The organism is Streptomyces sp. NPDC053513, from assembly GCF_044544765.1.
Lineage (GTDB): Bacteria > Actinomycetota > Actinomycetes > Streptomycetales > Streptomycetaceae > Streptomyces > Streptomyces litmocidini.
Window position 1 is genome coordinate 132,517 of sequence record NZ_JBITXP010000005.1, and the last position, 12,044, is coordinate 144,560.

A 12,044-nucleotide genomic window follows, 5' to 3' on the forward strand; every position below is an offset into this window, starting at 1 on the left:
TGCGGGAGGGGGCCTTCGTCACGTGCGTGCGGGTCAGGCGGCCGAGCCGGCCTTCCACTCCGACCAGCTCATGTTCCAGCCGTTGAGGCCGTTGTCGGGCTTGATCGTCTTGTCGTTGGAGTTCTTGACGATGACGACGTCGCCGATGAGCGAGTGGTCGAAGAACCAGGCGGCCGTCTGGTTCGGGTCGCCGGCGCCCTTGACGTCGGCGAGGCCGACGCAGCCGTGGCTGGTGTTCACGTTGCCGAAGATCGACCGCGCGCCCCAGTAGTTGCCGTGGATGAAGGTGCCGGAGCTGGACAGGCGCATGGCGTGCGGCACGTCCTTGATGTCGTACTCGCCCTTGCCGTCGTCGTCGGTGAAGCCGACGGTGGCGCCGTTCATCCGGGTCTCCTTGAACTTCTCGGAGATCACCATCTGACCGTTGTAGGTGGTGTTCTCCGGGGAGCCGGCGGAGATCGGGATGGTCTTGATCGTCTTGCCGTCCTGCTGGACCGTCATGGTCTTGGCGGCGGCGTCGACGATCGAGACCTGGTTGCGGCCGATCTTGAAGGTGACCGTCTTCTGCTGGACGCCGAAGACGCCGTCCGCGCCCTCGACGCCGTCGAGGTTCAGCTTCAGCGTGACGGTCGAGCCCTCGGTCCAGTACGTCTCGGGACGGAAGTCGAGACGCGTCGAGTTGAACCAGTGCCCGACGACCTCCTGGCCGGAGCTGGAGGTGACCGTGATGCCGCTCTGGACGGCCTTCTGGTGGGTGATCGCCTTGTTGAAGTTGATCGAGACCGGCATGCCGACGCCGACGGTCGAGCCGTCCTCGGGCGTGAAGTTGCCGATGAAGCTGTTGGCCTTCGAGACGGTGGTGAACGAGGAGTTCTCGTGGGCCTCCAGGCCCTCCGCGTCGGTGGCGGTGGCGGCGATCTTGTAGACCGTGGCCCGCTCGAGCTGCTCGCTCGGCTTCCAGCTGAGCCCGTCGGCCGCTATTTCACCCTTGACGGCGACGCCCTCGGCGGAGGTCATGGTGACCTGGGTGAGCTTGCCCTCGGTCACGGTGACCTTGGCGTCGTTGTTGATGGAGGCGTTCTGGGCGCCGTTCTTCGGCGAGATGGTGATCTGCGCCTTGGAGGTCTTCTGCGCGGCCGCCTCGTCGACCTGGGCCTGTGACTGCGGCGTCGCGGAACCGGAGGCACTGCCGTCCTTGTCCCCGTCGTTGCACGCCGAGAGCACGAGTACGCTGCTGAGCACCGCGGCCGCGGCCACCAGGCTCCTGCGGCGCTTGCCGACCGTCATCACACGCTTCTCCATCGTCGCCGGTTCCCTGCCAACTTCTTCTATGAACGCCCATGACACCCCGTACGGTTCCGTGACCGGAGGGTTTGTGGGCAACGCCACTGATCCACGGGGAACACCACCGTCCCACACGCGCGGAGCCCCGTGTCCGGTTCCCGGCCTCGCGGAAAGGCCCCGGGACGGTGTCCCGGGGCCCGCGCCTCGTGCGGAGTCCCGCCTCAGCGGTCGTCGTCCTCCCCGGCTCCATCTTCCTCGCCGAGGTCCCACTCCAGCGCATCGGGGTCGTATTCGACCTCCTCGCTGCTCCAGGAGGCCTGGACCATCTCGATCCCGGGGACGTCGCGGATCAGGTCGAAGGGCTCGACGAGGTAGGCGAGGGCCTCGGCGCTGTCCTCGCGCGCGGCCTCCCGCGCGTGCGCCCGCTCCTCCTCGGGCATGAACTCGTCGTCGTCGATCCGGGCCTCGGCGGCCTCGGTCAGCTCGGCGGGGCCGTCGATCTCCAGGACGACATCGACGCGAAGGCGGACATAGCGTGTGGACTCAGTTGCGCTCATGGGTCGGAGCGTAGGGGGCCGGAGGGCCTCGGCTTTCCCACGACCCGCTGTGTTCCGTAGCATCGGCGTACCGACCAATTCGCGGTTTCCGCAAGGGGGATCGAAATTTCCGTGTCCGCCACCCGCCGCCTGCTGCTGACCGCCCTCGCCGCGGGGACGCTGCTGTGCGCCCTGTGGTTCGTGCCGACCGCGAACGCCACCGACCAGGGGGGCGGCGCGCGGATCGGGGTCACCCAGGACGGTCCCCTCACGTCCCTCACGGACGACGGGCGCCTGGCCGAGACCGGGGGGCGGAACACCACCGCGTACCTGCTCGGCGGGACGGCCTTCCTGGCGGTCGGGGCGGGTTTCGTGACGCTCGCGATGCGACGCCGGGGGCGCGCCTTCTGACGGTCCGCCCGGGGCGGTTCTCCCGGGGTGGTCTTCCCGGGGTAGTTCTCCCGTGATCGTCCTTCCGTGACCGTCCTCCCGTACGTGCGAAAGGGCCGCCCCCGGAAGGCCGGGGGCGGCCCTTTCACTCACGTACGGCCCGTCGTTACGCCAGCGGGCCGGTGACCGGCTCCACGGCCGCGACCAGCTTCCCCTCGCGTACGAAGGCGTCCGCGCCCGCCAGGTCGGGGGCGAGGAACCGGTCCGGGCCGGGGCCCTCGACGCCGGCCGCGCGCAGGGCCTCGATGACGGCCTGCGAGGCGGGCGCCGGGGTGAGGCCCGCGCGGAGCTCGATGCCGCGGGTGGCGGCGTACAGCTCGACCGCGATGATCCGGTTGAGGTTGCCGATCGCGGTGCGCAGCTTGCGGGCGGCGGACCAGCCCATGGAGACGTGGTCCTCCTGCATCGCGGAGGACGGGATGGAGTCGGCGGAGGCCGGGACGGCGAGCCGCTTCATCTCGCTGACCAGGGCGGCCTGGGTGTACTGGGCGATCATCAGGCCCGAGTCGACGCCGGCGTCGTCCGCGAGGAACGGCGGGAGGCCGTGCGAGCGGTTCTTGTCGAGGAGCCGGTCGGTGCGGCGCTCGGCGATGGAGCCGAGGTCGGCGGCGGCGATCGCGAGGAAGTCGAGGACGTACGCGACGGGGGCGCCGTGGAAGTTGCCGTTGGAGCGGACCTCGCCGCTGGGCAGCACGATCGGGTTGTCGACGGCGGCGGCGAGCTCGCGCTCGGCGACGAGCCGGGCGTGGGCCAGGGTGTCGCGGCCGGCGCCGGCGACCTGCGGGGCGCAGCGCACCGAGTAGGCGTCCTGGACGCGGGGGGCCTCGCCGGCCTGGAAGTGGCCGGTGAGGCCGGAACCCTTGAGCACGGCCAGCATGTTGGCGGCGGAGGCGGCCTGGCCCGGGTGGGGGCGGACGGTGTGCAGCTCGGGTTCGAGGACCTTCTCGGTGCCGAGGAGGGCTTCGAGGGAGAGGGCGGCGGTGATGTCGGCCGACTTGTAGAGGGTGTCGAGGTCGGCGAGGGCCATGATCAGCATGCCGAGCATGCCGTCGGTGCCGTTGAGGAGGGCGAGGCCCTCCTTCTCCCTGAGCTCGACGGGCGCGATGCCGGCGGCGGCGAGGAGCTCGCCGGCGGGCTTCACCACGCCGTCGGGGCCCTCGGCGTCGCCCTCGCCCATGAGCGCGAGGGCGCAGTGGGAGAGCGGGGCGAGGTCGCCGGAGCAGCCGAGGGAGCCGTACTCGTGGACGACGGGGGTGATGCCGGCGTTGAGGACGTCGGCCATGGTCTGGGCGACCTCGGGGCGGACGCCGGTGTATCCGGAGGCCACGGTCTTGAGGCGGAGGAACATCAGGGCGCGGACGACCTCGCGCTCGACGCGCGGGCCCATGCCTGCGGCGTGCGAGCGGACGATGTTGCGCTGGAGCTGGGCGCGGAGCTCGTGGTTGATGTGCCGGGTGGCGAGTGCGCCGAAACCGGTGGAGACCCCGTAGACGGGCTCGGGCTTGGCGGCGAGCGCGTCGACGATGCCCCGGGCGGCGGCCAGGGCGGCCACGGCCTCGGCCGACAGCTCGACGCGGGCGCCGTGGCGGGCGACGTCGATGACGTCCTGCGGGGTCGTGCCGGACGTGCCGAGGACGACTGTCTGCATATCCATATTCAGCACCCTACGGACTGAAGACCAACATGTCACTAGCCGATTCTGTCACCGTCCCCACACGGGGCGGCCCCTTACCCGATCGAACCTCGCCGCCGACCTCCCGCAGGGGCGCCGGAAGGCCGTCCGGGCGGTGCCGGAACCGCCGCCCGGACCGCGCCCCTACGGGCGCCCCCCGTCCGGGGCGTCCGGCTCCGCCGCGCGCGGACCGGCCGCCGGGGCGTCGCGGAAGCGGCGGCGGTCGCGGGCCCCGGGAGGGGCGTCCGCGAGCCGGATCACCGTGCCGTCACGGCCCGCGACGACGGGCTTCGTCGAGCGGTCGGCCTTGGCCTGGTACTGGGCGGCGTCGGCGAGCCGGAAGAGGCGGCGGGCCGACCTGAGCGGGCCGATGGGATCCCCGGTGGACGCGACCCCGCAGGCCACGCCCTCGCCGAGCTCCAGCTCCGCCGCCCGCACGCACAGCTCCTCGGCGACCGCGACGACCTCGTCCGCCGTCGGGCCGACGGTGAGCAGGCAGAACTCGTCGCCGCCCAGGCGGGCCGCGAGGGCGCCGGGGAGCATGGCGCCGCAGCGGGAGAGGACCGAGCCGAAGCGTTCGAGGAGGCGGTCGCCGACGGCGTGGCCGTGGGTGTCGTTGACGCGCTTGAGGCCGTTGAGGTCGCAGACCATGAGGCTCACGACGGAGCCGTCCGCCCGGTAGCGCTCGATGGCCTCGTCCAGACGGGTGTCGACGGCCCGCCGGTTGGCCAGCCCCGTCAGGGGGTCGGTGAAGGCCAGCTTGCGGACCTCCTCCAGGCGTTCGGCCTGGGCGATGCCGGCGGCGACGACCGCCGCGAGGACGGTCGCGAAGTCGGCGTCCGCACGGCTGAAAGGTTTCTGCTCGGGCGGACGGGCCACGTACAGCTCCCCCCACGCGCGCCCGTGCAGCACGATCGGGGCGACCACGCAGCAGCCGCGCCCCCGCCGCCGCAGCCCCGTCACCCGGCCGGTCGGCACGGGGTCGGCGGCGGTCTCCACCCAGGCGTCGGGCTCGCCGCCGCCCGCCCACTGCTCGTGCAGGAACTCGGTGATCTCGGGGAACTGGTGCACCGGGTACGTCTCCGAGTCCGGGAACTCCTCCTCGCCCACGGCCCGGTCCCCGGCGTTCACCAGGACCTTGAGGCGGCCGTGGTCCCGCTCCCAGACGGACAGGGCGGCGAAGCTCCCGTCGAGTCCCGCGCGGGCCCCGAGCGCCGCCGCCCGCCAGAACTCGCGCGGGGTGTGCGCCGCCGCCATCGCCTGCGCCAGCGCCACTACGGCCCGCAGCCGTACGTCCTCACCCATTCCTCCAGCTTAGGGAGGTTTGATCCGTTTTCCCTACCGAGACGTCACCGTAAGTCACATTTGGTACGAAACGGTAAAAGTCACCTACTGGGGCGGATGAGGCCGGTGGGGCTCGCCCCCGAGGCGAGCGGGGTCGACCGGCCCCCGGGGCGGGTGAGGCCGGTGGGGCTCACTCCCCCGGCCAGTTCGGCTTCCGCTTCTCGTTGAAGGCCGCCACGCCCTCCGCCCGGTCGCCCGAGAACGCCACCGAACGCCAGGCCGCGTCCTCGACCTCCAGGCCCGCCCGCAGGTCCAGGCCCTGGCCGAGCCGCATCGCCTTCTTCGCCGCGCGCAGGCCGACCGGCGAGTTCGCCGCGATCCGCCCGGCGAGCTCCAGGGCCGCCGTCCGCGCGTCCTCCTCCAGGAGGTCGACGAGCCCGAGCTCACGGGCCTCGGCCGCCTCCACCCGGCGGGCCGTGAAGACCAGCTCGGCGGCGCGCGCCGCGCCCACCCGGCGCGGGAGCAGCTGCGTGCCGCCGCCCCCGGGGATGACGCCCACGGAGACCTCGGGGAGGCCGACGACGGCGGTGGCGTCGGCCACGATGACGTCGCAGGAGAGCGCCAGCTCGAAGCCGCCGCCGAGGGCGTAGCCGTGCACGGCCGCGACGGCCGGCATCGGCAGCTCCAGGACGCCGGTGTAGGCGGCGCGGGCGGTCGGACGCTGGCGGACGAGCTCGGCGTCGGTGAAGGAGTTGCGCTCCTTGAGGTCGGCGCCGACGCAGAAGGCGCGGTCGTTCGAGGAGGTCAGGACGGTGACGCGGACCCCGGGGTCGGCGGCGAGGGCGTCGCAGGCGGCGGCGATGGATCGGGCCATCTCGGAGGAGACGGCGTTCATGGCCTTGGGCCGGTCGAGGACCAGTTCCGCGACGTGACCGTCCTTCCGGACCACCACGAACTCGCCAAAGCGCTGCTCGGACATGACCGCACACCCTCCCGGTTCGGGCCCGTCAACGGGTGTTAACGGGCGTTCACCGGGAGATCCTAAGTCGGACGGCGGCTCAGGAGCCAGGGTTCGATGACGCCGAGGCCTCGGACCGGGCGCTGCCACATGGGCTGGAGCGCGAAGCGGTACGTCGCGGCCCGGCGGCCCTCCTTCTCCGCGCGGGTCGCCTCCTCGGCCGCCTCCGTCTCCGAGGCGGGCGCCTCGCCCGTCCTGGTCAGCTCCTCCGCGAGGGCGCCGTCGACGAGGACGGCGTCCTTCGGGGCTATCGAGGTGAGGCGGCTGGCCAGGTTCACGGTGGTGCCGAAGACGTCGCCCATCCGGGTCGTCACCGTGCCGAAGGCGATGCCGACGCGCAGCGCGGGCATCGTCTCGTCGTGGCTGAGCGTCTCGATGAGGCGCAGGGCGATCTCGGCGGCGGTGCCGGCGTCGTCGGCGGCGTACAGCACCTCGTCGCCGAGGGTCTTGATGAGCCGGCCGCCGTGCGCGGCGACGAGGTCGGCGCAGGTGGTCTCGAAGGCCTCGACGAGCTCGCCGAGCTCCTCCTCCTCCAGGCGGCGGGTGAGCCGGGTGAAGCCGACGAGGTCCGCGAAGCCGACGGCGAGCCGGCGGTCGACCATCTCCTCGTCGTCGGCGGCCTGGACGACCCGGCCGGTGGCGGCGGCGAGCTGCCGGCGCCACACGTAGATGAGGAACTCCTCCAGCTCCGGCAGGAGCAGCTCGACCAGCGGGTACGTGACCTCGGTGCGGGTCATGCCGGGCTCGGGCGGCTCGGTGAGGCCCTCCAGGAAGGAGTCGATCTGCCACTCGGCGAGCCGGGCGGTGGTCTGTCCGGTGGAGCGGGCCACCTGCACGGCCATCGGCTCGCTGAGCAGCCCGGCCTCGACGAGGCCGGCGAGCCGCCGCAGGGCGAGGACGTCGGCCTCGGTGAGCGCCTTGGCCTGGCCGATGTCGGCGAAGCCCATGGCCCGCCAGAAGCGGGAGGCGAGCTCCATGGAGACGCCGGCGGTGCGGGCGGCCTGGAAGGGGGTGTAGCGGCGGTCCGCGCCGAGGATGAGCTGTTCGAGGCGGATGGCGAGGGGGTCGTGGGTCGGTTCGACCGTGTGGTCGACCTCGTGGTGGGGGGTGGGGTACGTCGGCGGTTCCGGCTGGGCGCCGCCGCCGTTGTTCGCGTCGTCAGCGGTCACCGGCCGCCTCCTGCCCGTTCCCTGCCCACGTGTCCTGCCGATCTGTCGCCTGGATCGCGCTCCACGATACGGCAGCTGTGTGCTCGGTCACGCCGGGACGGCTGCCGTCCGTGTTCCCGGGTGCCCGGTGGTGCGGGCTCCGACACGCCCGGCCCCCCTGGTGAGCGGCCCGGAGGGCGTCGCGCGCGGCGGGTTCCGGTGTGCCCACCCTCCCCCGAGCTCTCGGCTTCGCTCGAGCAGGGGGGACCCCCTCGCCCCGGGCGGAACGCATGCCCCCACCGGGGGGTCACGTCCTCAGGTGGACGATGTCGCCCGCTCCCACCGCTTCCGTGCCGCCGCCCTCCGTGGCGACGACCAGGCGGCCGTCGCCGTCCAGGGCGACGGCCTCGCCCTCCAGCACGCGTTCGCCCGGCAGCTCGGCGCGGACGCGGCGGCCGAGGGTGGCGCAGCCGGCCGCGTAGGCCGTCTGGAGGCCGGAGGCGGCGGGGTCGCCGTCGGCCCGCACCCAGTCGCCGTACCGCTGCTCCAGGGAGCGCAGGACGGCCCGCAGGAGGGTGTCGCGGTCGGTGGAGACCGCGTCGGCGAGGAGGAGGGAGCCGGCGGCGGGGACGGGCAGTTCGTCCTCCCGGAGGGTGACGTTGATGCCGAGGCCGATCACGACGGCGTCGGCGCCGGCCCGCTCGGCGAGGATGCCGCCGGCCTTGCGTTCCTCGCCCCCGACGGAAACCAGGACGTCGTTGGGCCACTTGAGGGAGGTGTCGACGCCGGCGGCCTTCGCGAGTCCGGTGGCGGCGGCCACGCCGGTGAGGAGCGGGAGCCAGCCCCAGCGGTGGACGGGCACGGCGGGCTTGAGGAGGACGGAGAGGAAGAGCCCGGAGCGGGCGGGCGCGGTCCAGGTGCGGTCGAGCCGGCCGCGGCCCGAGGTCTGCTCCTCGGCCACGAGCACCGCGCCCTCGGGCAGTTCGTCGGCCCGGGCGGCGAGGTCGCTGTTGGTGGAGCCGGTGCTGGTGACCACGTCGAGGGAGGTCCACAGGCTGTCGGGGCGGACGAGCGCGCGGCGCAGCGCGGAGGTGTTCAGCGGGGGCCGGTCGAGGTCGGACCAGGGTCCGCCGGAGCCTTGGGAGGTCGTCATGCAAGCCAGACTAGGTGTGGCAAAGACCGCAGTGCCGAACCGTATCGCCGTCGATACTCTACGGATCAGTAGGCCAGCAGTAGCCCATTCGTAGTCAACGAACCCCCCGTGACCAGGCAGGGAGCCGCATCCCGATGTCCGAGCCGGCAGAGCAGTACGAGATCGACATTCACACGACCGCGGGCAAGATCGCGGACCTCAAGCGCCGTATCGACGAGGCCACGCACGCCGGCTCGGAGCGCGCGGTGGAGAAGCAGCACGCCAAGGGCAAGCTGACCGCGCGCGAACGGATCGCCCTCCTCCTGGACGAGGACTCGTTCGTGGAGCTGGACGAGCTGGCCCGGCACCGCTCGACCAACTTCGGCCTGGAGAAGAACCGGCCGTACGGAGACGGTGTCGTCACCGGCTACGGCACGGTGGACGGCCGTCCGGTCGCGGTGTTCTCGCAGGACTTCACGGTCTTCGGCGGCGCGCTGGGCGAGACGTACGGCCAGAAGATCATCAAGGTGATGGACTTCGCGCTGAAGACGGGCTGCCCGGTCATCGGCATCAACGACTCCGGCGGCGCCCGCATCCAGGAGGGCGTGAGCGCGCTCGGCATGTACGGCGAGATCTTCCGCCGCAACACGCACGCCTCCGGGGTGATCCCGCAGATCTCCCTGATCGTCGGCCCCGCCGCGGGCGGCGCGGTGTACTCCCCCGCGATCACCGACTTCACGGTGATGGTGGACCAGACCTCGCACATGTTCATCACCGGCCCGGACGTCATCAAGACGGTGACCGGCGAGGACGTGGGCTTCGAGGAGCTGGGCGGCGCCCGGACGCACAACTCGACGTCCGGTGTGGCGCACCACCTGGCGGGTGACGAGAAGGACGCCATCGAGTACGTGAAGTCGCTGCTCTCGTACCTCCCGTCGAACAACCTGTCCGAGCCCCCGGCCTTCCCCGAGGCCGCGGAGACCGGGGTGACGGACGAGGACCGGGAGCTCGACACGCTGATCCCGGACTCGGCGAACCAGCCGTACGACATGCACCAGGTCATCGAACACGTCCTCGACGACGGCGAGTTCCTGGAGACGCAGGCGCTGTTCGCGCCGAACATCGTGACCGGCTTCGGCCGGGTCGAAGGCTTCCCGGTGGGCGTGGTCGCCAACCAGCCGATGCAGTTCGCCGGCTGCCTGGACATCGACGCCTCGGAGAAGGCCGCGCGGTTCGTGCGGACCTGCGACGCGTTCAACATCCCGGTGCTCACCTTCGTGGACGTGCCGGGCTTCCTGCCGGGCGTGGACCAGGAGTACGGCGGCATCATCCGGCGCGGCGCGAAGCTGATCTACGCGTACGCGGAGGCGACGGTCCCGCTGATCACGGTCATCACGCGGAAGGCCTTCGGCGGCGCGTACGACGTCATGGGCTCCAAGCACCTGGGCGCCGACCTGAACCTGGCGTGGCCGACGGCGCAGATCGCGGTCATGGGCGCGCAGGGCGCGGTGAACATCCTGCACCGCCGGACGATCGCGGAGGCGGAGGCGAACGGCGAGGACGTGGAGGCGGTCCGCGCCCGGCTCATCCGGGAGTACGAGGACACCCTGCTCAACCCGTACACGGCGGCCGAGCGCGGCTACATCGACGGCGTGATCCTGCCGTCGGACACGCGCCCGCAGATCGTGAAGGGCCTGCGTCAGCTCCGTACGAAGCGGGAATCCCTGCCTCCGAAGAAGCACGGCAACATCCCGCTCTAGCCCGTCCGGACCCTCAAGGAGCCGACATGATCAAGGTCGTACGAGGCAACCCGACTCCGGAGGAGTTGGCCGCCGCACTGGCGGTGGTCCAAGCCCGGGCCGCGGCCACGGCGGCGGCGTCCGCCGCGGCCGGCGGCCCGGCGGTGCCGGAGGGGTGGTCGGATCCCTCCCGCATCGCGCGGGCGGTGCGGCAGCGGCCGGGCCCGCGGGCCTGGGCGCGGTCGTACTGGCCCGTGTAGCCGTCGCATGACGCGAGAGGCCGGACCCCTTGTGCGGGAGGTCCGGCCTTTCGCACGTCCCGGAGCCGGTCACGTACGGCGCAGGAAGAGGCCGGAGAGCACGGCTCCGGCGGCGACGACCGCGGCGTTGACGAGGACCGCGCGGCCGATGCCGTCGAGGAGCACGGGCGCGGTGACGACGACGGCGCTCATGATCGGCGTGCCCATGGTGATGCCGATCTGCTGGGTCATGGTCGCGAGCCCGGTCGCCATGCCCTGCTCGCTGTCGGGGAGGCCGGAGGTGGCGGTGACCATGAAGCCGACGATCGCGAGCATGTTGCCGACGCCGCCGGCGAAGGTCGCGGCGAGCAGCAGCGCGAGGCTGCCGCGGTCGTCGCCGAGGCCGTACAGGGCGAGCGTGGCGGCGGCCTGGAGGAGTCCGCCGGAGACGAGGGCGGCGCGGGCGCCGTGGCGGGCGATGAAGCGGGAGGCGGCCACGCCGCCGAGGACGGTGCCGGCGCCGAGGACGCCGAAGGAGAGTCCGGCGGCGAGCGGGGAGAAGCCCAGGACGTCCTGGAGGTACAGGGTCATCAGGAAGACCAGGGAGGTCTCGGTGACGAAGGCGACGAGCCCGGCGAGGTTGCCCCAGACGACCGTGCGGCGCCTCAGGACGTGGAGCGGGACGAGGGGCGAGGCGGCCCGGCGTTCGACGAGGACGAAGGCGGCGAGGAGGGCGGCGCCGACGGCGAGGGAGGCCAGGGCCGTGGGGTGGGTCCAGCCGTGCTCGCCGGTGAGGGTCAGGCCGTAGACGAGGGCGAGGAGTCCGCCGGTGACGGTGGCGGCGCCGGGCACGTCGAGGCGGGGGCGGACGGCGGGGCGGCTCTCCTTCAGGACGGCGGGGGCGACGAGGAGCACGGCGAGGGCCACCGGGACGTTGACGAGGAAGGCCCAGCGCCAGGAGAGCAGGTCGGTGAGGACGCCGCCGAGGATCGCGCCGGTGGTGAAGCCCGCGGACATGAGGGCTCCGTTCAGCCCCAGCGCCTTGGCCCGCAGCGGGCCCTCGGGGAAGGACGAGGTGAGCAGGGAGAGCCCCGCGGGGGTGACGGCGGCGGTCGCGAGGCCCTGGGCGACGCGGGCGGCCATGAGGACCTCGGGGCCGGTGGCGAGGCCTCCCGCGAGGGAGGAGGCGCCGAGGAGGGCCATGCCGCCGAGGAAGAGCCGGCGGCGCCCGACCAGGTCGGCGACGCGCCCGAAGAGGAGGGTGAATCCGGCGGCGGCGAGGGCGAAGGCGGTGGCGATCCACTGGAGGCCGCCGAGGGTGAAGCCGAGTCCTTCGCCGATGACGGGCAGGGCGACGTTCAGGATCGAGAAGTCGACGGCCAGCATGAACTGGGCGAGGAGGAGGACGACCAGGACGAGCCGCATCCGCCCGGTCATCCGGGTGCCGGCGGGGTCCGCGGGGGCGGGTGTGGACGTGGATGTGGACGTGGGGAGATCGAGGGCGGCCATGCGTACGACCCCTTAATGGGAGACGAGTTCCGT

At 72.7% G+C, this 12,044-nt stretch carries 11 protein-coding genes; 3 read left to right on the top strand and 8 right to left on the bottom strand.

Going from position 1 to position 12,044, the window contains the following annotated elements; all coding sequences use genetic code 11:
* Positions 1–33 precede the first annotated feature (33 nt).
* Together ACIGW4_RS10715 and ACIGW4_RS10720 are read right to left on the bottom strand one after the other, a co-directional pair.
* Positions 34–1,302 carry an Ig-like domain-containing protein gene (locus tag ACIGW4_RS10715; RefSeq protein ID WP_123455082.1) on the bottom strand — a complete coding sequence of 423 codons (1,269 nt, stop codon included), beginning with the start codon at positions 1,300–1,302 and terminating at the stop codon, positions 34–36.
* A gap of 203 nt (positions 1,303–1,505) precedes the next feature.
* Positions 1,506–1,841, bottom strand: a complete 336-nt coding sequence (locus ACIGW4_RS10720; protein WP_123455080.1) for a hypothetical protein — start codon at positions 1,839–1,841, stop codon at positions 1,506–1,508.
* Positions 1,842–1,952: 111 nt separating this feature from the next.
* Between ACIGW4_RS10720 and ACIGW4_RS10725 the strand changes: the two genes are divergently transcribed.
* Entirely contained in the window at positions 1,953–2,231 is a 279-nt protein-coding gene (locus tag ACIGW4_RS10725; RefSeq protein ID WP_123455078.1) for an LPXTG cell wall anchor domain-containing protein, read from the top strand.
* A 145-nt stretch (positions 2,232–2,376) separates the two neighbouring features.
* Here the strand turns inward: ACIGW4_RS10725 and hutH are convergent, their stop codons facing one another.
* From hutH to ACIGW4_RS10750, 5 genes are all read right to left on the bottom strand, one after another.
* The gene (hutH, locus tag ACIGW4_RS10730) at positions 2,377–3,918 is read right to left on the bottom strand and encodes a histidine ammonia-lyase (protein ID WP_123455076.1); all 1,542 of its coding nucleotides are present in this window, start codon (positions 3,916–3,918) and stop codon (positions 2,377–2,379) included.
* A gap of 168 nt (positions 3,919–4,086) precedes the next feature.
* The gene (locus ACIGW4_RS10735; RefSeq protein ID WP_399579760.1) at positions 4,087–5,247 is read right to left on the bottom strand and encodes a GGDEF domain-containing protein; all 1,161 of its coding nucleotides are present in this window, start codon (positions 5,245–5,247) and stop codon (positions 4,087–4,089) included.
* A 169-nt stretch (positions 5,248–5,416) separates the two neighbouring features.
* Positions 5,417–6,205: an enoyl-CoA hydratase/isomerase family protein gene (locus tag ACIGW4_RS10740; protein WP_399579762.1), complete on the bottom strand. Its 789-nt coding sequence runs from the start codon at positions 6,203–6,205 to the stop codon at positions 5,417–5,419.
* Positions 6,206–6,267: 62 nt separating this feature from the next.
* A complete protein-coding gene (locus ACIGW4_RS10745) occupies positions 6,268–7,413 on the bottom strand; it encodes an adenylate/guanylate cyclase domain-containing protein (RefSeq protein ID WP_123455068.1) in 1,146 nt (381 codons plus the stop codon).
* 286 nt (positions 7,414–7,699) lie between these two features.
* Positions 7,700–8,545, bottom strand: coding sequence for a biotin--[acetyl-CoA-carboxylase] ligase (locus ACIGW4_RS10750; RefSeq protein WP_399579765.1), 846 nt, complete (start codon positions 8,543–8,545; stop codon positions 7,700–7,702).
* Between the two features lie 134 nt (positions 8,546–8,679).
* Here ACIGW4_RS10750 and ACIGW4_RS10755 point away from each other — a divergent pair, with 134 nt between their 5' ends.
* Positions 8,680–10,284: an acyl-CoA carboxylase subunit beta gene (locus ACIGW4_RS10755; RefSeq protein WP_359589741.1), complete on the top strand. Its 1,605-nt coding sequence runs from the start codon at positions 8,680–8,682 to the stop codon at positions 10,282–10,284.
* Between the two features lie 26 nt (positions 10,285–10,310).
* The gene (locus tag ACIGW4_RS10760) at positions 10,311–10,523 is read left to right on the top strand and encodes an acyl-CoA carboxylase epsilon subunit (protein ID WP_123455061.1); all 213 of its coding nucleotides are present in this window, start codon (positions 10,311–10,313) and stop codon (positions 10,521–10,523) included.
* Between the two features lie 69 nt (positions 10,524–10,592).
* On the opposite strand, the gene ACIGW4_RS10765 is transcribed toward ACIGW4_RS10760, so the two are convergent.
* Positions 10,593–12,011 carry an MFS transporter gene (locus tag ACIGW4_RS10765; RefSeq protein ID WP_398707136.1) on the bottom strand — a complete coding sequence of 473 codons (1,419 nt, stop codon included), beginning with the start codon at positions 12,009–12,011 and terminating at the stop codon, positions 10,593–10,595.
* Positions 12,012–12,044: the final 33 nt, after the last annotated feature.